General features: G+C 28.4%; 24 protein-coding genes. 11 read left to right on the top strand and 13 right to left on the bottom strand.

Annotated features, from left to right (window positions below; translation table 11 throughout):
• Positions 1-91 precede the first annotated feature (91 nt).
• On the top strand, positions 92-643 hold the full coding sequence (locus tag E2O22_RS07095) for a class I SAM-dependent methyltransferase (protein WP_133319878.1): 552 nt from the start codon (positions 92-94) through the stop codon (positions 641-643).
• Here E2O22_RS07095 and guaA read toward each other — a convergent pair whose 3' ends face one another.
• Positions 644-2,179 carry a glutamine-hydrolyzing GMP synthase gene (gene guaA / locus E2O22_RS07090; RefSeq protein WP_133319877.1) on the bottom strand — a complete coding sequence of 512 codons (1,536 nt, stop codon included), beginning with the start codon at positions 2,177-2,179 and terminating at the stop codon, positions 644-646.
• A 9-nt stretch (positions 2,180-2,188) separates the two neighbouring features.
• The gene (gene nhaD / locus E2O22_RS07085; RefSeq protein ID WP_133319876.1) at positions 2,189-3,547 is read right to left on the bottom strand and encodes a sodium:proton antiporter NhaD; all 1,359 of its coding nucleotides are present in this window, start codon (positions 3,545-3,547) and stop codon (positions 2,189-2,191) included.
• Positions 3,548-3,681: 134 nt separating this feature from the next.
• Here nhaD and E2O22_RS07075 point away from each other — a divergent pair, with 134 nt between their 5' ends.
• The 3 genes from E2O22_RS07075 to E2O22_RS07065 are packed head-to-tail and all read left to right on the top strand — an operon-like array spanning position 3,682 to position 6,966.
• The gene (locus E2O22_RS07075; RefSeq protein WP_133319874.1) at positions 3,682-4,155 is read left to right on the top strand and encodes a hypothetical protein; all 474 of its coding nucleotides are present in this window, start codon (positions 3,682-3,684) and stop codon (positions 4,153-4,155) included.
• A complete protein-coding gene (uvrC, locus tag E2O22_RS07070; protein WP_133319873.1) occupies positions 4,148-5,941 on the top strand; it encodes an excinuclease ABC subunit UvrC in 1,794 nt (597 codons plus the stop codon). The genes E2O22_RS07075 and uvrC overlap by 8 nt, the downstream gene beginning before the upstream one ends.
• A complete protein-coding gene (locus E2O22_RS07065; RefSeq protein ID WP_133319872.1) occupies positions 5,938-6,966 on the top strand; it encodes a hypothetical protein in 1,029 nt (342 codons plus the stop codon). The genes uvrC and E2O22_RS07065 overlap by 4 nt, the downstream gene beginning before the upstream one ends.
• Here the strand turns inward: E2O22_RS07065 and recR are convergent.
• The 3 genes from recR to E2O22_RS07050 are packed head-to-tail and all read right to left on the bottom strand — an operon-like array spanning position 6,953 to position 9,427.
• The gene (gene recR, locus E2O22_RS07060) at positions 6,953-7,525 is read right to left on the bottom strand and encodes a recombination mediator RecR (RefSeq protein WP_133319871.1); all 573 of its coding nucleotides are present in this window, start codon (positions 7,523-7,525) and stop codon (positions 6,953-6,955) included. The genes E2O22_RS07065 and recR overlap by 14 nt on opposite strands.
• Before the next feature lies 1 nt (position 7,526).
• Positions 7,527-8,759, bottom strand: a complete 1,233-nt coding sequence (locus E2O22_RS07055) for an ArsS family sensor histidine kinase (RefSeq protein WP_133319870.1) — start codon at positions 8,757-8,759, stop codon at positions 7,527-7,529.
• On the bottom strand, positions 8,756-9,427 hold the full coding sequence (locus tag E2O22_RS07050; RefSeq protein WP_066006696.1) for a response regulator transcription factor: 672 nt from the start codon (positions 9,425-9,427) through the stop codon (positions 8,756-8,758). The genes E2O22_RS07055 and E2O22_RS07050 overlap by 4 nt, the downstream gene beginning before the upstream one ends.
• Before the next feature lie 115 nt (positions 9,428-9,542).
• Here E2O22_RS07050 and dnaJ point away from each other — a divergent pair, with 115 nt between their 5' ends.
• Positions 9,543-10,664, top strand: a complete 1,122-nt coding sequence (dnaJ, locus tag E2O22_RS07045) for a molecular chaperone DnaJ (protein WP_133319869.1) — start codon at positions 9,543-9,545, stop codon at positions 10,662-10,664.
• Here dnaJ and E2O22_RS07040 read toward each other — a convergent pair.
• The 8 genes from E2O22_RS07040 to gatC are packed head-to-tail and all read right to left on the bottom strand — an operon-like array spanning position 10,661 to position 16,886.
• Positions 10,661-11,443: a shikimate dehydrogenase gene (locus E2O22_RS07040; protein WP_133319868.1), complete on the bottom strand. Its 783-nt coding sequence runs from the start codon at positions 11,441-11,443 to the stop codon at positions 10,661-10,663. The genes dnaJ and E2O22_RS07040 overlap by 4 nt on opposite strands.
• On the bottom strand, positions 11,440-12,246 hold the full coding sequence (locus E2O22_RS07035; protein ID WP_133319867.1) for an SPOR domain-containing protein: 807 nt from the start codon (positions 12,244-12,246) through the stop codon (positions 11,440-11,442). Before E2O22_RS07035 ends, E2O22_RS07040 begins: the two co-directional genes overlap by 4 nt.
• A gap of 18 nt (positions 12,247-12,264) precedes the next feature.
• On the bottom strand, positions 12,265-12,810 hold the full coding sequence (locus tag E2O22_RS07030; RefSeq protein ID WP_133319866.1) for a DUF1882 domain-containing protein: 546 nt from the start codon (positions 12,808-12,810) through the stop codon (positions 12,265-12,267).
• Positions 12,807-14,048, bottom strand: coding sequence for a serine hydroxymethyltransferase (locus E2O22_RS07025; protein ID WP_133319865.1), 1,242 nt, complete (start codon positions 14,046-14,048; stop codon positions 12,807-12,809). Before E2O22_RS07025 ends, E2O22_RS07030 begins: the two co-directional genes overlap by 4 nt.
• Entirely contained in the window at positions 14,049-15,551 is a 1,503-nt protein-coding gene (gene lysS, locus E2O22_RS07020; RefSeq protein ID WP_133319864.1) for a lysine--tRNA ligase, read from the bottom strand.
• A gap of 11 nt (positions 15,552-15,562) precedes the next feature.
• Entirely contained in the window at positions 15,563-16,018 is a 456-nt protein-coding gene (locus E2O22_RS07015) for a Fur family transcriptional regulator (protein ID WP_043019516.1), read from the bottom strand.
• Positions 16,008-16,577: a CvpA family protein gene (locus E2O22_RS07010; protein WP_133319863.1), complete on the bottom strand. Its 570-nt coding sequence runs from the start codon at positions 16,575-16,577 to the stop codon at positions 16,008-16,010. The genes E2O22_RS07015 and E2O22_RS07010 overlap by 11 nt, the downstream gene beginning before the upstream one ends.
• Before the next feature lie 21 nt (positions 16,578-16,598).
• Positions 16,599-16,886: an Asp-tRNA(Asn)/Glu-tRNA(Gln) amidotransferase subunit GatC gene (gatC, locus tag E2O22_RS07005; RefSeq protein ID WP_133319862.1), complete on the bottom strand. Its 288-nt coding sequence runs from the start codon at positions 16,884-16,886 to the stop codon at positions 16,599-16,601.
• A gap of 146 nt (positions 16,887-17,032) precedes the next feature.
• On the opposite strand from gatC, the gene E2O22_RS07000 reads away from it, so the two are divergent.
• The 6 genes from E2O22_RS07000 (at position 17,033) to pyk (ending at position 22,435) form a co-directional block, all read left to right on the top strand.
• Entirely contained in the window at positions 17,033-17,578 is a 546-nt protein-coding gene (locus E2O22_RS07000) for a hypothetical protein (RefSeq protein WP_133319861.1), read from the top strand.
• On the top strand, positions 17,575-18,570 hold the full coding sequence (locus E2O22_RS06995; protein ID WP_133319860.1) for a hypothetical protein: 996 nt from the start codon (positions 17,575-17,577) through the stop codon (positions 18,568-18,570). Before E2O22_RS07000 ends, E2O22_RS06995 begins: the two co-directional genes overlap by 4 nt.
• A gap of 1 nt (position 18,571) precedes the next feature.
• On the top strand, positions 18,572-18,904 hold the full coding sequence (locus E2O22_RS06990; RefSeq protein WP_133319859.1) for a hypothetical protein: 333 nt from the start codon (positions 18,572-18,574) through the stop codon (positions 18,902-18,904).
• The gene (locus E2O22_RS06985; protein ID WP_133319858.1) at positions 18,891-19,514 is read left to right on the top strand and encodes a type III pantothenate kinase; all 624 of its coding nucleotides are present in this window, start codon (positions 18,891-18,893) and stop codon (positions 19,512-19,514) included. Before E2O22_RS06990 ends, E2O22_RS06985 begins: the two co-directional genes overlap by 14 nt.
• Before the next feature lie 110 nt (positions 19,515-19,624).
• A complete protein-coding gene (locus tag E2O22_RS06980; protein WP_133319857.1) occupies positions 19,625-20,971 on the top strand; it encodes an FAD-dependent oxidoreductase in 1,347 nt (448 codons plus the stop codon).
• A 12-nt stretch (positions 20,972-20,983) separates the two neighbouring features.
• A complete protein-coding gene (gene pyk, locus E2O22_RS06975; protein WP_133319856.1) occupies positions 20,984-22,435 on the top strand; it encodes a pyruvate kinase in 1,452 nt (483 codons plus the stop codon).
• The last annotated feature ends 6 nt before the right edge of the window (positions 22,436-22,441 follow it).

Here is a 22,441-nt window from a genome sequence, read left to right as displayed (position 1 = left end):
AAAAATTAAATTCTTATTTTAACTTTGTTTTCATAAATTTACAATAATATTTTAAAATTTATTAAAAATAACTATCTTAGGTATTTAATCTATGTTTTTATATCAATACTTTAAAAATCCAAAGCAAACAGGAGCATTTTGTGCAAGCTCAAAAAAACTAAGCAAACTCATAACCTCTCATGTCCAACATGCAAAAAATATTATTGAAATAGGACCTGGAACAGGAAGTTTTACCAAATATATCCTTAAGCAAAAAAATCATGATGCAAGATTTTTTGCAGTTGAAATTAATCCACATATGGCAAAAAAACTACAACAAAATATAAAAAATATAGATTTAGAAATTAGATCAGCGGAATTTCTACCTGATATGTTAGAAAAAAGAGCAATCAACAACGCAGACTTAATTATTTCTGGAATTCCTTGGGCTTTATTAAATTCCAAAGAACAAGATTTATTATTAAAATCCATTCATGAAGTTTTAGAGGAAAATGGTTGCTTTGCAACATTTGCATATATACTGCCCACGCCAAAAGGAAGAGCTTTTAAGAAAAAACTTTTTACTACTTTTAGCAAGGTAGAAATTTCACCTATCATTTGGCAAAATCTCCCTCCTGCTTTTGTTTATTTTTGCACTAAATAACTATTCCCATTCAATAGTCGCTGGCGGCTTACTAGAAATATCATACACCACACGATTAATTCCTTCTACTTCATTAATAATACGGCGTGAAATATTTTCTAGTAACTCATAAGGTAAATGAGAAAAAGTAGCTGTCATACCATCACTTGCATTCACCACACGCACACAAACTGCATTATCATAAGTCCTATTATCTCCCATTACGCCAACACTTTGCACATTTAAAAGCACGCAAAAAGCCTGCCATGTTTTATCATACCAACCACTGCTTTTTAATTCTTCAATCAAAATCACATCAGCTTTTCTCAAAAGCTCCAAACTAGGCTCATTTACTTCACCCATAATGCGTATAGCAAGCCCTGGTCCCGGAAAAGGATGACGATAAACTACATCTTTACTCAAGCCAAGTTCTATTCCTAAAGCTCTTACCTCATCTTTAAAAATTTCTTTTAGAGGTTCAATAAGTTTTAAATTCATCTTTTCAGGTAACCCACCCACATTATGATGAGATTTTATGGTTTTACTAGCCCCTACAACCGAACTTTCAATAATATCAGTATATAAAGTTCCTTGTGCTAAATATTTTACATCTTTATGTTTTTTAGCTTCTTCTTCAAAAACTTCTATAAAGGTATTTCCTATAATTTTTCTCTTTTGTTCAGGATCCCTAACACCTGCTAAGCGACTTAAAAAAATCTCCCTAGCATCAATACTAATTAGATCAATACCTAAAGTATGTCTAAACATATATTCAACTTGCTCTTTTTCACCGCTTCTTAAAAGACCATTATCAACAAATACTACTACCACTTGATCTTTTATCGCACTTGCTAGTAATGCAGCCACTACACTGCTATCAACCCCACCACTAACAGCACATAATACCTTATCATTACCCACTTCTTCTTTAATTTTTTGCGCTTGAGTTTTTGCAAAAGATCCCATATTCCATATACTATCACAATTACATGCATACTTAGCGAAATTTTTTAAGATGCTTTTTCCAAACTCACTATGTTGAACTTCGGGGTGAAATTGTAAAGCAAAAAATTTACGCTTTTCATCTCCAAATACACAAAAAGGACTATTTTCGCTTATTGCTAAAACCTCAAAACCTTGTGGTAAATTTTCTACCTTATCAGAATGACTCATCCATACCGTTTGTTTTTTAGGTAAATTTTTAAACAAGTCACTATCATTTTGAATATCTATAGTTGCTTTGCCATATTCTTTATGACCTGCTGGAGCTACATTTGCACCAAAATGATATGCCATAAGTTGCATACCATAACAAATTCCTAAAACTGGTATATTTAAATCAAAAACACCTTTATCACAAAAATAAGCATCATTTGCATATACACTAGCCGGTCCACCGCTTAAAATAATACCCTTAGGCTCTTTAATTTTAATTTCATCTAAACTTACATTAAAAGGTAAAATTTCTGCATATACGCCCTGCTCTCTTAATCTTCTTGCAATGAGCTGTGTATATTGCGAACCAAAGTCCAAAACCAAAATATCTGCTTTTTTCATCTAACTCCTTTATAAATTTAACAATTGAAATTGTACATACCAAACTATAATAGATACTATATATCCAACTAAAATCGTCCATGCATATTTTAAATGAGAATTAAAAGTATAAATTCCCTTCATTTTTCCCATTACCCCCACACCAGCTGCTGAGCCAAAGCTTATTAATGATCCTCCAATTCCTGCTGTAAGAGTTACTAAAAGCCATTGAGTATCATCCATACTTGGATTAGCTTTTAATACCGCACTCATAACCGGAACATTATCTACAATAGCAGATAAAAATCCTACGCCTATATTAATACTAGTAGCTCCAAATTTTGTATAAAGATCGGAAGCATAAGTAAGCCATCCAACAAAATGTAAAGCGCCCACAGCAGATAAAATTCCAAAGAAAAATAATAAAGTATCCATTTCAATACGCGTCATATAATGAAAAATATTCAAATCTTTTTTACCTTGTTTTTTATTGAAAAAATACATATATAAGCTGAGCAAAGAAAGACCAAAAATCATACCCCACATTGCAGGTAAATCGCAAATACTATGGATAAAAACTGCTAAAGCGATAGTTAAAAAACCAAGCACAATAAATACTTTACCACCCGGCTTAATTTCAACTTTTTCTAGATTATCTTTATGAAATTTTGGCTCAATATCAGGCACATAACGCGATAGCAAATAAGCCGTAAGAAACCATCCAATAAAAGAAGCAGGAAAAAGAGCAAAAAATTCAAAAAAGGTAGCTTTTTTTGCCGTCCAAACCATCAAAGTAGTAATATCACCAAATGGCGACCAAGCTCCGCCAGCATTAGCTGCTACTACAATATTTATAGCGCCTGGGATTAAAAATTCTTTATTATGTTTATCTATAGTTAAAAGCACAGTAGATAAAATCAAAGCCGTTGTAAGATTATCTGCAATCGGAGAGATAAAAAAAGCCAAAATTCCTGTTAGCCAAAATAATTTTCTATAAGTATAACCCTTGCTTACAAGTTTGTATTTTAAAGTTTCAAAAACCGATCTTTCTATTAATGCTTCTATAAAAGTCATTGCTGCTATTAAGAAAAACACAATTTGTGCGATTTCCAAGATAAGATGATTAACACTTTCTTCAAGTATTTGCGTGTCTAAATCATTTACTACCATATATATACCAATGACAATAAAAGAAAATGTTCCTATAAATAAAGCAGGTTTAGTTTTATTGATATGATATTTTTCTTCCGCTGCTATAAAATAATACCCCAATACAAAAATTATTAAAACACTTACACCTAAAACACTAAAAGCTAAATTTAATTCATGATTTTGATTTGCTAGTAAAAAACTAGCACCAAAACAAAGTAAAAAAAACATCCTGTTCATATTTCACTCTCCAAAGATTGAAATTTTTTTATTTCCTTTACACTGCCATTATTATCTTTTATCTCATAAAATGGAGCAGCTTTATAACCACATGCACTTAAAAATATTAATAAAAAAAATGTTACAATAATTAAATGGAAGTTGAAAATAAAATTAAAACAAGTCGTGATGTTATTGATATATTTGCTAATTCTAAAAAATATAAACATTATAGACCTTTAAAAGCACTTTTGCAATATAAAGAGTTTTTAAAACTGTTTAACCATAATCACCAACAAATGATTACTAAACTCTTTATAAAAAATAATACTTTGATTATTTTAGTTAAACACCACATTGCATATATGGAACTTAATCACGATAATACCAAAAAAATGATTAAAAGTCTCATAAAAAACTATATTTTAGCTAAGCCAATGAGTAATTTTGCAAAAGTGGAAAATGTAAAAATACTTAGCGACAAAAACTTTATATCCAAAAACAATACTTTTAACGCACATAAAAAAACTCATCTAGAACTTTCTAATGGAAATTTTAAAAACCATTTTGAAAATCCTATTTTATATAATAAATTTGAAGAACTGCGAAAGCTTATAAAAAATGCTTGAAAATGAACTCAAAACCTTGCCTAATTTACCTGGCGTGTATCAGTATTTTGATATACAAGGTAAGCTTTTATATGTAGGTAAGGCCAAGAATTTAAAAAACCGCGTTAGAAGTTATTTTAATTTCACTCCAAATCTTTGCCCAAATCCTAGCAATAGTTTAAGAATTCAAAAGATGATTAGTCAAACCCATCATTTAGAATTTATTACCACAAAAAGCGAGGCCGATGCTTTAATACTAGAAAATTCTTTTATAAAACAATTACACCCAAAATACAATATATTATTAAGAGATGATAAAACCTACCCTTATATTTATATAGACTTAAATGAAGATTTTCCAAGATTTGAAATTACAAGAAAAATCATCAAAAAAAATAAAATAAAATACTTTGGTCCGTTTTTTAAAGGTGCAAAAGAGCTTTTAAATGCTTTATATTTATCTTTTGAGCTAAGACAAAAGAAATCTTGCAAAGAACTTTGTCTTTTTTATCAGATTAAGCGTTGCAAAGGTCCATGCGAGCAAAAAATTTCCAAACAAGAATATGAAAAAATTATCCAAAAAGCCACACAAGCTCTTTTAAATCCCTTATCTTTAACAAAAAATTTAGAAAATAAAATGCTTGAATACGCAAAGAGTGAAAACTACGAAGAAGCAGCTCTTATAAGGGATCAAATTAAAACAATTGAAGATTTAAGTGTAAAAATACAAATAGACCTTGCAAAATTAGAAGATTTTGATATTTATGCTATTTATTGCGAAGAAAACATACTCTCCATGGTGCGTTTTGTAATAAATAATGGTAAAATCATTAGTTCAAATCATAAAATACTAGCTATTAATAATCAAAACGAATTTGACTTAAATGCAATTTATAAACAATATATTCTAGAAAATTACACACAAGAATCTCCAATAAAATCAACTCATATTTATACACACAAAGATTTTGAAGACATGAAGCTACTGCAAGATCTACTCAGCGAGAGATTTTCTAAAAAATTTTACCTTAAATCGCCAAAACTTGGTGAAAAAAAAGCCCTATGCGAGCTTGCTCTAGAAAATGCAAAAATAAACATACAAAAGCATTTAAAAAATGAAAGTTATTTATTTTTAAAAGAATTAAAAGATTTTTTCAATCTGCAAAATTATCCCAATCATATAGAAATTTTTGATAATTCTCATATGCAAGGTGATACAATTGTAGGTGCTTTAGTAGCCTTCAAAGATGGGAAATTTGATAAAAGCTCTTATAGACACTATCATTTATCTTATAAAAATGATTATGATCAAATGCTTCAAATCCTTAGTAAAAGAGCTTTATCCTTTGATAAAAATCCACCGCCTGATTTATGGCTGATTGATGGTGGGAATGCCTTATTGAAACTAGCAAATGATATTATTAAAAGTTCTGGAGCAAATGTGGATATTTTAGCTATATCTAAAGAAAAAATAGATGCTAAAGCTTATAGAGCAAAAGGAAGTGCAAAAGATAAAATTTATACTCAAGAAGGAAAAATTCAACTTTCTACCGATGATAAAAAATTACAATTTTTGCAAAAATTACGCGATGAGGCACATCGCTTCGCAATTAGTTTTCACCAAAAAACAAAAAGAAAACAGGACCTACAAAGCTCTAAGTTGATACAACTTGGAATCTCTCAAGGTTATATTAAAAAATTTTTAGATTATTACGGTAGTTTTGATAAAATCAGTAAAGCCGATTTTAATGAATTAAAATCACTTTCTAATATAAAAATAGCCAAAATAATTAAGGAAAATTTATGATATTTTTTATTAGTTCTTTAACTTTGATTTTATGTTTTTTCAATTATTATTTTTTATATCCAATTGATCAAAAATTATTCTATATTTATACCTCTATTAGTATTTTAATATTTATCGCTACATGTATTTATTTAATCATAAAAAATCAAAAACTTAAAAAAGATAATATCATTATTCAAGAAATAGAAAAATTTTTAAAAATATCAAGTTCAACCTCTTTAATAGATCTAAAAGAAAAATTAAAAACATCATTTGAGCTAACGCAAAAACAATTGCAAGATCAAAAAATACAAAACAAACTTTTACAAAAAAACTTGCAATATCTTATTCAAAGTTTTAACTATATGCGATTAGAAAATTCCATTGCACTAAAACCGATTTTAAAAAAATATCAAATAAATACAAAAACAAAAAATATTATTTTTAAGAATATCCACGCATGCATTGTAAATGATGATATGATTGAAAATTTTTTATTACAATGTATTTTATTAGACATAGGCATTAGTAGTGAAATTTTTGATGATTTTCAAAAAGTAGAGAAAAAATATTCCTTTATTATTTCAAAGAAGAAAATAAAAAATATGCTAAACTACACATTTGTAGATGTCAATGTCAAAGATCTTATCAATTTTTTAAGTACAAATTTTAAAGAAGAAAGTTATCAAATAGCAAATTTATACAATGTATTGATTTTTAAATCTTCTAGTTTTGAAAATAATCTAATTTTAAATATAACCAATCAATTTTGCTCAAATAATCAAATCGTAGATAGCCTAAGTGATTTTAAGAACGCTTTAAAATTAAATTTTAGATTAATTTTGGTTGATTATGAAGTCATAAAGTTCGATATTTTACATTTTAGTCAAATACTACATGAGTATAAAATACAAAATTCACAAAATAAAATTTTACTTTTTACCAAAAATAGAGTTAAAAATTGTGATTTTGCCGATGAAATTATAAATGACATTAGCAAAAATGAATGGATAATTTTACTTAAAAAATATATCAATCAAGTTTAGTTCTATGATTAATAGCCTTATGTAAAGATATAAAATCGACATTTTCCAAACTAACACCGCTTGGAATACCTTGGGCTATTTGGGAAAAACTCAAATTTAAATCCTTTAATTTTTCCTCTATAAAAAAAACTACAGCATCTGAATTTAAGCCTTGAGTAAAAGCGAAAAAAATTTCTTTAGTATTTTTGTTTTCAATCATTACTCTTAATTTAGTAATATTTTCTTCGTTGGTATTTTCTAGTACAAAATAAAGCCCATCATAGCTTTTACTATCTTCTAAAATTAATATATCTTTAGGATCTTGCACTATACAAATAATATTATTATTTCTTTCTATATCAGAACAAACTTCACATAATTCATTTTCACTTAAAGCCCCGCATTGTATACATTTTTTAATCCCTCTAATGGATTCTTCAATACTATAAGCAAGTTTAGAACCTAGCAAAGGATCTTTTATACAAACATGATAAGCAAGTCTTAATGCGGACTTTTTACCGATAGTAGGCAATGCAGAAAATGCATTTACCAATTCATTAAATTTTTCTAAATCTTTCAAGTCATTTTAACCTTGAAAAAACAATCTTAAAAATATGATAACCATCTTCATAACTATAAGTTAAATTATAACCATGAAGATTGCAAATATTATTGATAATATAAAGCCCCAATCCCATACCTTCAACTTGAGTATTTTGTTCTCTTACAAAAGGTTTCAAATAATAATCAAAAGTTTTTTTAAGTTGAACCCCTTTATTTCTAACAATTACATAGTCCCCTGAACATATAATCTCACAAGCTTTATCGTCAGAATATTTAATAGCATTATCAATCAAATTTTTAAGCATTAAGGAAAAAAGTTCTAAATCAGCAACAATCATAGTATCTTCTTTGTAAGAAATCTTAACTTTTTGATAAAAATCATCTCTCATGAGATAATCTTCAGCCTGCTCTAAAATTAAGCTCAAATGATAAGTTTGCAAATTTAGTTGGCAATTTCTAGATAAAACTTTTTCAATTTTACCAAATTCATCAATCAATAATTCAAGTCTTTCAAAAATCGCTACTAAGCGGTCTTTTTGCTTTTGATTGTCTAGCATCTCACAAACTATCCTACCTTTTCCAATAGGTGTTTTAAGTTCATGCATAATCATTCTTAAAAAAAATTGTCTTGATTTTACTAATTCTTGTATTTTATTAATAGCATGGTCAAATTCAAAAGAAATTTCTGAAATCTCATCATTAATTTGTGAATATTCGGATAAAGGTTCTATTTTTCCAGCACTAATATTTTTAATTTTCTTTTTTAAAATTTTTAAAGGCATTAAAGATCTTAAAACAGAAAAATATAAAAATATAATCAAAATCAAACTAAAAAAGAAACTTAGTAAAAACAAATATTCTAAACGCGTAGATGCATTTAGCTCATAAAGCTGCTTTAAATTAGCTTGTTCAACATAAAAAAAAATTTGATTATGGTAAATAATAGAAGAAAAACTACCGTAAGCAGAATTAACCTTAAGCACCTTTTCACCTTTTGCAACTATATGTTTTGCACTGCGTTCATTTTCAACTATTTTAAAAGACTTAGAAAGAAGATAATCATGAATTGAAAAACCTTCTTTTCTTTCTAAATTATATATAATTTTTTCTACAATTTCTTTTTGTCTATTTTGCTCATTGGTTAAATAAGAATCAACCTGAACCTTACCCAAGAGCACAAACAAAGCACAAACAAACAAAAAAGCCGTTGCAAAAAGAACGGTAATCTTAAGATTAATAGTTACTTTCATCCTATTAATTTATATCCTATCCCTCTAACTGAAAAAATATGCTTTGGTGCCTTCGAACTATCGCCGATCTTAGTTCTAAGCCTACCAATAATTACATCTAAACTTTTAGAATCTTTATCTTTTAAGCTTTTGCAGTGATACACAAGCTGCTCTCTGCTAACTGAAAATCCATGTTGTCTTATCATATAACTTAAAATTTCATATTCAGCAGGAGTTAAAATTAAAACCTCTTCATTGTAACTAATCTCATGTCTTTTTTCATCAATTTTAAAAGCTGAATTGATTATTTTTTCAGGAGTTTCATTTACGCGTTTTGAACGACGGATTAAACTCATAATTCTTGCATGCATTTCTTTAGGATCGTAAGGCTTTGGCAAATAATCATCCGCACCTATTTGAAGTCCTACAATTTTATCACTTAAATCGCTTCTAGCTGAAGAAATAATAATAGGAATACTATATTTTTCTCTTATTTCGCGACAAACTTCAAGACCATCAAGTCCAGGTAAAGTTAAATCAAGAATTAAACAATCATAATTTTTTATACCAGCACTCATTCCCAAATACGGATCTTCATAATTAGTAACTTTGATATTAAATTGGGCCAAATATTCTGCTAAAAACTCTGCAAAATCTGGATCATCTTCGATCATTAAAACATTAATCATCTCTACCCCTTATTAGTGAAAATATGTTACAAACTTAATATTATAACACATAATTTAACTATTCATTTATTTTTTTGCTAAAATTATAATATTAATTTTTCAAGAGAGGAAAAAAGTGGAACTTAATTATTATGAAATATTAGAAATTTCTCAAACTTCAGATAAAGAAACTATAAAAAAAGCTTATAGAAAAATGGCATTAAAATATCATCCTGATAGAAATCAAGGAGATAAAGAAGCTGAAGAAAAATTTAAACTTGTCAATGAAGCTTATGAAGTACTTAGCAATGATGAAAAGCGAAGTATATATGATAGATACGGCAAAGAAGGATTAAAAGGACAAGCCGGTGGTTTTGGTGGTTTTGGAGATGTTGATTTAGGGGATATATTTTCAAGTTTTTTTGGAGATGGATTTGGTTTTGGAAACTCAACGCGTAAAAAAGAAAGAGGAAAAAAATATCCACATGATTTAAAAATAGCGGTAAAGATTAGCTTCAAAGAGGCTGTTTTTGGCTGCAAAAAAGAAATTGATTTTACCTATAAAACATTTTGTAAAATATGCAATGGTAGTGGATCAGAAAATGGAAAAGAAGATATTTGTTCTCATTGTGGAGGAAAAGGACAAGTTGGTGTTAGACAAGGTTTTATGACTTTTGTACAAACTTGTGATCATTGTAAGGGCAGTGGGAAAATAATAAAAAATAAGTGTAAAACATGCCATGGAAATGGTTATGAAGAAATAAAAGATCATATAGAACTTGATATACCAGAAGGTATTGATAATGGTATGAGTCTTAGAGTGCAAAACAAAGCAAATGAGCTTCCAAATTCTTCTCAAAGAGGTGATTTGTATATCAAAATCGTTGTAGAAGATGATAATAAATTTATTAGACATGATGATGATATATATACCATAGTACCTGTATTTTTTACCCAAGCTGCTCTTGGAAAGACAATTAAAATTTCCACCATAAGAGGAGAAGCTGATCTTAAACTTCCAGTGGGTGCAAAAGATAAACAAAAATTTGAATTAGCTAATGAAGGTGTTAAAAATATTCACAATGGAAAACTTGGTTCGCATATTGTACAAATTGAAATAAAATTTCCAAAAACACTTACTGATGAACAAAAAAATCTACTATTGCAACTTGAAAAAAGCTTTGGCTTAGAAAATGAGGAAGCTTTTATAGAACAAGAAAGCTTGTTTGATAAAATCAAATCTTGGTTTAGTCACTAAGGAAGTTTTAAAGCCATCTCCATGGCTTTATAAATTTCTTCTGTTTTTTGACACTCTAAAAATAGCTCAAAAGCAAAAACACCTTGCCATAAAAGCATTTGCGTGCCATCTTTTATTTTTAATCCATTTTCTCGTGCCAACTTTAAAAAAGATGTTTCTCTACTATAAATAACATCAAAAGCATACTTAGTTTTTTGAAAAATATTTTTTAAAATCCTTTCTTCGCAAGGTAAACTTTCATCATGTAAACCTGCACTAGTCGTATTTATTATCAAATCAAATTGTGTATTTAAATCAAGTTGATCATATAAAAAACATGGATAATTATTTAAATTTTTAAATCTAACACTAGAGCGATTTGCTATTGCAACTTCAATATTTATAGATTTTAAAGCATAAGCTAAAGCTTTAGCGGTGCCACCAGCACCTAAAATCAAAGCATTTTTAATAGAAAAAAAATTTTCAATTGCTTTTAAAAATCCCAAATAATCTGTATTGCAAGCATAAATTTTACCATCTTTGTTTATTAAAGTATTGGCAGATCCTATTTGCTTAACACTTTCATCACAAAAATCTGCAATTTTATACGCTTCTTCTTTAAAAGGTATAGTAATATTTGCTCCATCAAATTTTTGAACAATTTCTTTTAATTTTGCTTTATTTTTTAAATGGTATCTTGTATATACTGCGTCTTTTTTAAGAACTTGTAAAGCATTATTGTGCATTCTTGGAGATTTAGAATGCACAATAGGATCACCTATAACTGTGAAAATTTTCATTTTACTCTAAAAGTAAAAGCACCTTTTGCGATTTTAGAACGCACCTTTTCTAATTCAGCCTTTAATTCGCTTTCTTTATAAGGCCCAACTAAAACTTTTGTAAGTTCTTTGCCATTTACTGTTGTTTTGTAAATTTTATAATCATATCCATTTTCTTTAAGTATACTCAATTCTTTGGACTTTGGATCAAGACTACTTAAAGAAAAAACTTGGATATAAGTACCTGCTGCAAGGTGTGTTTGAGTCTGCGGTGTTTTTATGCTCTCAAACAATTCATTTGCATTGCTTTGCTCTGGAGCTTTTGGCTTTTCAACAACATTAGTTTTTGATTTTTCAGAAGGTTTTTGAATTGGTTTTTCTATAGATTTTTCTACAGGCTTAATCTCTTCTTGTTTTTCTTCCACCTTAGCTGGCTCTTCTTTTGGTTCTGTTGATGTAATTTGATCTAATACACTATTGCTTGGAATTTCCTGTTTTTCCTCTATGGTATTATTTGCATCAGCCAATGAACTTTCTTCTTTCAGTTTTCTAGCTAAAGCTTCAAATTCATCCTCTTCTTTAGTATTATCCGTAATAGGCAAAGAATTAAAATTATTTTCATAAGAAGCTTGCTCTTGCGGCTCTGATGGCATTTGTAGTGTTTTTTCCTCGCCTGGATCATTAATTAACTTCATTGCTATCATTACTACCAAAAACACAATAATTAAAATAATCGATCTGAGTAAAATTTTTTTAAGTTTTTCACTTTTATTGCTTTTTTGCAAGATAATATCATCAAACTCATTTTTGTTGTTTTCTTCCATTTTTCATCCTTTCAAAAATTACATATGTTTAGACCAAGAAGCGCCACGCTCTTTTTGATAAACCTCATAAGGTAAAGTTAAAATATTAAATTCCTTAGGTATATCCATACTAGGAAAAACTTTCCACTCTACAGGCATTTTTTGAGAAAAAAGCAAAGATAATTTTGATCCCAAAGAGCATGCTTCATTAAAAGTAGTATGTCCTTTATGAATATACAAATGCAAATGATTATTAGTTCTTGTTTTATAGGCAGTAAAATTTATAAAACCTTCTTCCCTTAAAACAAGCTGTGCTCTATGCCAAAAACGCTCTGCGTTAAAACCATTGTAATCAAATACAATATTTTCAACCTTATCAAAACTATTAATCAAAGAGTGTGCTACAATAATCTTTTTTTCCATATGTTCTTGTATAACATTAGCTGTCAAAGGAGCATTTACTTTTTCGAATTTATCAAAAAAAATTCTACCTTTATGCTCATATTTGTTAATTATAGCATTACGCTTAATATAATAATGGCTTGTAACCATTTTAATTAAAGCCAAATCCATAGTTGTAATCAAAATAAAGCCCTTTCATAAATAATAAAATTACTTGCCAAATTTTTCAGTTTAACTTTAATCTCTTCTTGTAGTTTTGTATTTTGTATATCATCTAAAATATCAGCTATATAATTTGCAACAATAGCAATTTGCTCCTCTTTAAAACCTCTTGCTGTTAAAGCTGCTGTTCCAAGTCTTAAACCACTCGTTACAAATGGACTTCTAGTTTCCCCTGGAACCGTATTTTTATTTGCTGTAATACCTGCTCTTTCTAAAGCTAAATCTGCATCTTTACCACTAAAATCTTTATTTAAAAAGCTTAATAAAATTAAATGATTATCAGTACCACCGCTAACTAAATCATATTTTCTATCTATTAGAACTTGAGCCAAGGTAGCAGTATTTTTAATGATTTGCTTAGCATAAATTTTCCACTCATCACTTAAGTTATATTTAAATCCAACAGCTTTGGCGGCAATTACATGCATTAATGGACCACCTTGAATACCCGGAAAAATTGCAGAATTGATTTTTTTGGCAATTTCTTCATCGTTACTCATAATAATCCCGCCTCTTGGACCTCTTAAAGTTTTATGTGTTGTAGAGCTTACAACATGAGCATAGGGAAACGGGCTAGGATGCTCACCTGCTACAACCAATCCTGCAATATGCGCAACATCAGCAAATAAATATGCGCCAACCTCATCTGCTATTTCTCTAAATTTAGCAAAATCAATCACTCTAGGATAAGCACTAGCACCACAAACAATAAGTTTTGGCTTAACTTCTTTTGCTATCTCTCTAACTTTATCATAATTAATTCTCCCATCAAGCTCTACCCCATAAAAAAAACTTTCATAAACTTTTCCAGAAGAACTTACTTTAGAACCGTGAGTTAAATGTCCTCCGTGACTTAAATCCATACCCAAAATTCTATCACCAGGATTTAACAATGCCATGTATACACCTTGATTTGCTTGAGAACCTGAATTAGGCTGCACATTGGCAAAATTACAATTAAAAAGTTTTTTACATCTTTCTATAGCAATTGTCTCAATTTCATCTACAAATTCACATCCACCATAATATCTTTTACCAGGATAGCCTTCTGCATATTTATTTGTTAAAATACTCCCCATTACTTCCATTACTTCTGGTATAGTGAAATTCTCACTCGCTATCATTTCAAGACCATCACATTGTCTTGCTAACTCCTTTTGGGTTAAATCAAAAATTTCTTTATCAAAATTTTCCAACATTTACTCTCCTTTTACCTCATTTTTAAGTGGCCTCATAGCTGGGAAAAGCACTACATCACGAATTGATTTTTTATTAATTAAAAGCATGACTAGCCTATCTATTCCTATACCTTCACCTGCAGTTGGTGCCATAGCATAGCCCAATGCATTAACAAAATCTTCATCCATTTCACATGCTTCCTCATCACCTGCATTTTTAGCTTCAATTTGCTTTAAGAATCTCTCATATTGATCTAGCGGATCATTAAGCTCATTAAATCCATTAGCAATCTCTCTACCCGCGATAAACAATTCAAATCTTTCAGCAATATCCTTATCCTTATCACTTCTTCTAGACAAAGGACTTATAGAAATAGGAAAATCTATTACAAAAGTGGGATTAATCAACTTATCTTCAACATAATTATCAAAAAGTTCAGCTTGCAAATGACCTAATTCCAATTTTTCATTGGCTTCAAAACCATCTTTTTTTAATTTTTCTAAAATTAATTCTTTATTATTAATAAGCTCATCATCTAAACCGCCATATTTTTTCAAAGCATCTTTATAAGTAATTCTTTCAAATGGTTTAGAAAAATCAATTATTTTTTCATCAAATTCGAGCTTTTTACCTAAATTTAATTTATCCAAAAGCATAGCAAAAAGCTCTTCTGTTAAGTCCATTAAATCATGATAATTGTGATAAGCCCAATAAAACTCGATTGTAGTAAATTCAGGATTATGTGTTAAATCCATTCCTTCATTTCTAAAACACCTATTAATCTCATAAACTGCCTCAAAACCACCTACAATCAAACGCTTTAGGTATAATTCTGGAGCAATTCTTAAAAATCTTTCCACACCTAAAGCATTATGATAAGTCACAAAAGGCTTTGCATTTGCTCCTCCTGCAATAGGATGCATCATTGGTGTTTCAACCTCTAAAAATCCTTTATTATCAAAAAAAGATCTAATGTAAGAAACAATTTTAGAACGCAAAATAAAATCTTTTCTTACTTCACTATTCATAATCATATCAAGATATCTTTTTCTATATCTTTGCTCAATATCTGTCAGTCCATGATATTTTTCCGGTAAAGGCACTATGGCTTTTGTAGCTATTTGAATTTGCTCTACATGAAGACTAAATTCTCCTGTTTTAGTCATAAAAGGAAAACCTTTAACCAAAACAATATCTCCTGCTTCAAGATATTTTTTTAAAATAGCAAAATATTCTTCTCCTAAAATATCTTGATTAAAATAAATTTGAATATTATCTTGCTCATCTTCTATATTGGCAAATACCGATTTACCAGCTATTCTAAGAAGTTTTAATCTTCCTGCTAACACTCCATATACTTTTTCATCACGCTGATTTTGCGTATCTTTAATGTATGCAAATTTATTTTTATATTCAACTATACTCATTTCTTTTTTCAAAAAATGTGGATATGGATTAATTCCTAGCTTTTTTAATTCTTGCGCTTTTTGAATTTTTTGTTGTTCTAAAATATTATCAAACATTAATTTTACCTTTATTTTTTACTACATTGCGGACATAACCCATAAAGTTGCATTAAATGCCCTGTTAATTTAAAATTATATTCTTTTGCTATTAACATTTGTTGCTGCTCAATAATAGAATTTTCAAATTCAACTATTTCTCCACAACTTTTACAAATTAAATGATCATGATGGGGTTTATTTGCAAGTTCAAATTTCTTCCCTGAAGCTCCAAAAGATATAGAAGTAGCCATGCCCGATTCTTCTAATAAATTTAAAGTTCTATAAACTGTAGCAATTCCTACATTTAATTCAGGATTTTTTTGCTTGATTTCCACATACAAACTTTCTGGGGTATAATGCATATCACTATTATATAAAGTTTTCAAAAGCACTTCTCTTTGTTTGGTATATTTTAAGCCATTATCCTTAAGTGTCTTCTTAAAGCGCTCAAGTAAAACATCATATTCTATATTTTCAATTTGCATTATTTACCTCCGAATTTAGACTTATATTAGAATCTTTAATTCTTTCTTCTATTTTTTCTAAACTATTTTGAGTAAAATCAGTATTCATTATAAATTCACCTGTTTTTCTAAGTAAATTTAAAGTATGACTATTGTTTGCATATTTTTCTAAACTTGAATTTAAAAATTCTATATTATTAATACAAGCAACTAAAATTGCAAAAATTAAAAATATTTTAGCACTTCCAAATAAAAATCCACCTATACGATCTATAAAACCAAGACCACTCATGCTAAACATTTTTGATAATATATTTCCCAAGGCCATACATGCTATCCATATCACAATTAACAAAACTAAAAAACCTGCAAAAATAGCAAGATTTTCATTTTCAATTGCATAAAAATTATTATTGATAATCTCTGCTACCTCTTTAGCATATCTTGAAGCAAGTAAAACCCCACCAACTATACCCAATAAACCAAAAATTTCTTTAAATAAGCCACTTACCAAGCCTTTTAAGCCTAAAATTACAGTCAAACCTAAAACAAAAACATCAAACCACGAAAAATTTTCCATCTACGCTAAACTCCAAATATTTTATTCAATTATTTTAGGGACTATAAAAAATCCATCTTGAGAATTTGGAGCATGCTTACTTATCGTATCTATCACATCAGATTTTTTACTCTCATCATTTCTCAATAAGGTTCCACCATTTGTTGTGCTAGTCATGGCTTCTATATCATCAAGTTTTAATTCATCTAATTTTTCCACAAAATTAACAATTTGGCTTAATTGCTCTTCTAGTTCTTGTCTTTTTTCATCTGCTATTTTTAGAGCACTTAGCTTTTCAAGTTTAGTTAATAATTTATCATCAATTTGCATCATTTACCTTAATTTTAATTTTATAAAACTCTTTGGTTTAGATTGAAAATTATAACATAAAATAATTTATTTTTTCATTTTTATATGTTACAATTATAGACTTTAAAATTACAAAATAACATTTTTTATATTAATAAAGGAAAAATATGGCTTTAAAAGAAAATTTGAAAGCAGTAAAAGAAGAATTAAGCTCTCAAGAGCAAATGATGGAAAATTTTATCAAATCAGAACGCTTTATAAGAAAATACAAATATTATTTTATTGCTCTTATTGCTCTTTTAGTTCTTTATTTTAGTGGAAGTTATATTTATAATATAAAGCAAGAAAAAAATATCCAAGAAAGTAATATCATTTTTAATAATCTGTTAAAAAATCCTTCAGATCAAAAATTAATTGAGGAATTAAAGCAAAAAAATGCAAATTTATACACCATATATATTATGGGTCAAAATAATCAAGATCTTAATCAAACCTTGAGTCTTAATATAGATCCTTTGTTAAAACAAATAGTGCTTGCCCAAAATAATCAAAAATCAGATTTTCTAAAAGATTATAATACTCTATTAATAGGTTTTGAATTTTTAAAACAAAATGATTTTAAAAACGCAGATGTTGAATTTAATAAAATACCTATAAATTCTCCTTTATGGCAAATCATCACAAGCTTAAAACACTATCAAGGAATAAAATGAAGCATTTTTATTTATTTATTATTACTTTAATATTTTTTAGTGCTTGTGGCACTAAAAGGGAATACTATCAACCAACACAATTAGAACAACTTCCTTATAATTCTAAAAATATTAATGGAAAAATAGTTAATTTTAACAACAACATTGCTCAGTTAAATAATAATACTTTCATAGACAATAAAGGAAATATTACTGCTTTAAAAATAGATAAAAACTATAATATTTTAAATATCCGTCAAGAAGAAATTCTTATAGCTGATAATGATGGGAATTTTAAAATTTTAAATTTACAAGGTGAAGAATTATTTTCTCATAAATTTAACGAAAGTGTAGTAAGTGCTAATGTAGACGGGGATGATATAGCTTTGATTTTAGCAAGTAATACTTTAGTGTATGCTAATAAAAATCTTGGTATAAGAATGCTACAAAATTTAGGCACTGCTTATGCTCAAGATAGTCGCTATGCTAATCCTTATTTTTTAAATACCATTATCATATACCCTATGCTTAATGGAAAATTAGCCATACTTAACAAAAGTACACTAAAAGTTAGTAAAGAAATTTTAGTAAGTAGTGAAGAATTTTTTAATAATATCATCTATCTTCATGTTAAAAACGATACAATGGTTGCCGCAACAGCACAAAAAATCATCGTTGTAACACCAAATAGAACTTTATACTTAAACGAAAACATTAAAGAGGTAAATATTAATGATAAAGAAATTTTTATATTAACAAAAGATGGAAGAGTTATCAAAAATGATTATAATCTTAGAAAAATTGATGAAATAAAATTTCAATTTGCTTTATTTTCCAAAAGCACATTATATAATGATTCTTTGTATATATTTGAAAAAACTGGCTATTTAATTAAATTAAATACAAATCTGAAAGATTTTACCGTATATAAATTAAATGAAGCTATTGATAAAAAAAGTTTTATGGCTAATGGTAAATTTTTCTATCACAATAAAGTTTTACAATTAAATTAAAATGAATCAAGAACTAAGCGATATTCTTATTAAACATGGAATTATTTTAAAAAATATTAATTCTTTGGATATCCATGCTTTTAGCAAAAAGAAAAAACTAATTTGCTTTTATGGAGAAAATACAAAAAAACAATATTGTTTATTTTTATTTTCTTTTGCAAAAAGTAAGATTTTAAAAAAAGATGGTTTAGAATTTGAAAATATTTTTCAAAATATAAGTCAAGTTTTAAATTTAAAATTTAAAAATCATTTTATTTTTCATCAATCTCTAATTTGCTCAAAAGCAAAAGAATATTTATTCACCAAAGGAATTCAAAGTTATGCTTTTGTGTGATATTGGCAATACAACTGCAAGTTTTTTAAATGAGCAAAAATTTCATTCTATGAGCATAGAACAATTTTTGCAGTATGAGCCGACACAAAAAGTGTTTTACATCAATGTTAATCCAAATTTAGAGCAAAGATTAAAGCAAAATCCTTTATTTATCAACCTTGCTCCATATTTTAATTTTGATACTATTTATAAGAATTTAGGAGTTGATAGAATAGCAGCTTGCTATACCATAGAAGATGGGGTAGTAGTTGATGCAGGCTCTGCAATAACTGTGGATATTGTTTCAAATTCAATCCATCTTGGAGGATTTATCCTGCCTGGTATTGAAAGCTACAAAAAATCTTTTGCTAGTATTTCTTCTCGCTTAAAACACGAACTTAACACTCAAATAAACTTTGATGCCTTTCCCCAAAGAACTATTGATGCTTTAAGTTATGGAGTTTTTAAAAGTATATATTTACTTATAAAAGATAGTGCATATGATAAAAAGTTATATTTCACAGGTGGCGATGGGCAATTTCTTGCAAATTTTTTTGATTATGCAATTTATGATAAATTTTTGATTTTTAGAGGTATGAAAAAAGCTGTTTGTGAAAATTTTATACTTTAAAAGATTAACCATATCTTTGGCTTTTCAATTATAAGCTTTATTTAAACTCAAAACAACTATATTTTGATATTATTAGCAAAATCAAACATACACAAAAGGAATTGATGATAATGGATCGAAAACACTTTGATGCCGTAGTGATTGGCGGTGGGATTTCTGGTGCTGCAGCATTTTACGAATTAGCAAGATATACTGATATTAAAAGTATTGCATTATTAGAAAAATACAATAACGCTGCAACATTAAATAGTCACAGCACAAGTAATTCACAAACCATCCACTGCGGTGATATAGAAACTAACTATACCTTGGAAAAAGCAAAAAAAGTTAAAAAAACAGCAGATATGATTGTAAAATATGGGCTCTTGCAAAATGCACAAAATAAATTCATGTATTCACACCAAAAACTTGCACTTGCAGTTGGGGAAAAAGAATGTGAATATATGAAAAATAGATATGAAGAATTTAAAGAATTATATCCTTATATTAAATTTTACACAAAAAATGAAATCAAACAAATAGAACCAAATGTTGTTTTAGGTGAAGATGGTGTCAATGATAGGGCGGATAATATAGTAGCTATGGGTGTAGAAGAAGGTGAAATTTATACCACAGTAGATTTTGGACTTATGAGTCAAAATCTCATAGAGCAAGCTTGCAAACAAGGTAAAGATACTCATGTTGCTTACAATCAAGAAGTTGCGTTTATAGAAAAAAAAGATGATATTTTTTATATAAAAACAAGAGATTTTAAAGAATATAGTGCAAAATCCATTATCGTCAATGCAGGCGCACACTCGTTATTTTTAGCACATAAAATGGGTATAGGTTTAGACAAATCTTGCTTTCCTGTTGCAGGAAGTTTTTACATGGCAAAAAGAAAAATTTTAAATGGTAAGGTTTATATGGTGCAAAATCCAAAACTCCCATTTGCTGCATTACATGGCGATCCTGATTTACTAACTAACATGAACACCCGTTTTGGTCCTACTGCTTTAGTTATTCCTATGCTAGAAAGATACCATGGCTTTAAATCTTTACCTGAATTTTTTAAAACACTTAATCTTGATATGAATGTAATTAAAATTTGTTTTAATCTTTTTAAAGATTCTACTATTAGAAATTATATTCTTTATAATTATTTATTTGAAATTCCTTATATCAACAAAAAACTTTTTGTAAAAGATGCTAAAAAAATAGTTCCTAGTTTAAAAACAGATGATATTTACTATGCTAAAAACTTTGGCGGGGTACGCCCTCAAGTGCTTGATAAAAAAGCAGGAGAATTAATGCTTGGAGAGGCTAGCATCACTGAAATTCCGGGTATAATTTTTAATATGACACCAAGCCCAGGTGCTACGAGTTGTCTTGGTAATGGTTATAGAGATGCAAAACTTATTTGTCAATACTTGGGTGCTAATTTTAATGAAGATTTATTTACTAGTGAACTGCTATAAAAAGGATAGGAAATGTTAAAAAAAACAAAAATAGTCGCAACAATTGGACCAGCAAGTGAAAATGAAACTACAATAAGACAAATGATTATTAATGGAGTGAATGTTTTTCGCTTAAATTTCTCACATGGAACTCATGAATATCATAGTCAAAACCTAGCCACCATTAGAAAAGTAGCAGCTGAACTTAATGCAAGGATTGGAATTTTACAAGATATTAGCGGGCCAAAAATTAGAACCTTAAAAATTCTAGAAGCTTTTGAGCTAAAAAGTGGAGATAGACTAGACTTCTACAAAGATACTTTTGAAGGCGAAAAACTTTCTAATGAACATTATAAAGTCTGTATTAATCATCCCGAAATTCTTTCTATGCTAAAAGTGGGAGAATACATCTATCTTTGTGATGGCTCTATTAAAACTAAAGTTATACAAGTTGAAAAAGATTTTATCCAAACCCAAGTAGAAAATAGCGGGGTGCTTAGTTCAAATAAAGGAATTAACTTTCCAAATACAAAAATCAATATCGATGTTATAACTCAAAAAGATAAAGACGATCTTGCATGGGGCATTAAAAACGATGTTGATTTTTTAGCTATATCTTTTGTGCAAAATGCTCATGATATTGATGAAGTTAAAAAAATACTTGATGAAAATAATGCCAAAATTGCTATTTTTGCAAAAATAGAAAAATTTGATGCTGTTGAAAATATCGATGAAATTATAAATAGCAGCGATGGTATAATGGTAGCAAGAGGAGATTTAGGCATTGAAGTGCCTTATTATAGAGTGCCAAATATACAAAAACTCATCATTAAAAAAGCTAATGAGGCCAATAAGCCTGTAATCACTGCTACTCAAATGCTTTTTTCGCTTGCAAAATCAAAAACTGCCACAAGAGCTGAAATTTCAGATGTTGCTAATGCTGTACTTGATGGCACTGATGCGGTTATGCTTAGCGAAGAAAGTGCAGTGGGGATTGATCCGGCAAATGCGGTTGATATTATGACTCAAACCATTATAGAAACAGAAAAAAACTATCCTTATGAAAAATTTGAAAATTTTAAATGTTTTAACGAAACTGATATCATTGCCAAATCAAGCACACAACTAGCAACTGATTTAAATGCAAATGCAATTTTTACCATTACAAGCAGTGGTGCTTCTGCGGTTAAAACAGCAAGGTATCGTCCAAAAATGGATATCATAGCTATTACTCATTCTAAAAAAGCTTTAAATTTTTTAAGTATAGTTTGGGGAGTTCAACCTGCTATATTGATAGAAAAGCATGAAAATTTAACAGAACTTTTAAGCAATTCTGTAAAACTTGGAGTTGAAAAAGGCCTTATGAAAAAAGATGGGGTTTATACCCTTACTGCAGGATTTCCAGTAGGTGTTGCAGGAAGTACAAATTTAATTAGAATTTTACAAAAAGATCAAATTGAATATTATTTAAGTTTGGGAAAATAACCCAAA

The sequence above is a fragment of the Campylobacter lari genome (genome assembly GCF_004357905.1).
GTDB classification, from domain to species: domain Bacteria; phylum Campylobacterota; class Campylobacteria; order Campylobacterales; family Campylobacteraceae; genus Campylobacter_D; species Campylobacter_D lari_D.
The sequence above is the reverse complement of the archived record's forward strand: the minus strand, read 5'-3'. Positions and strand labels throughout refer to the sequence as shown.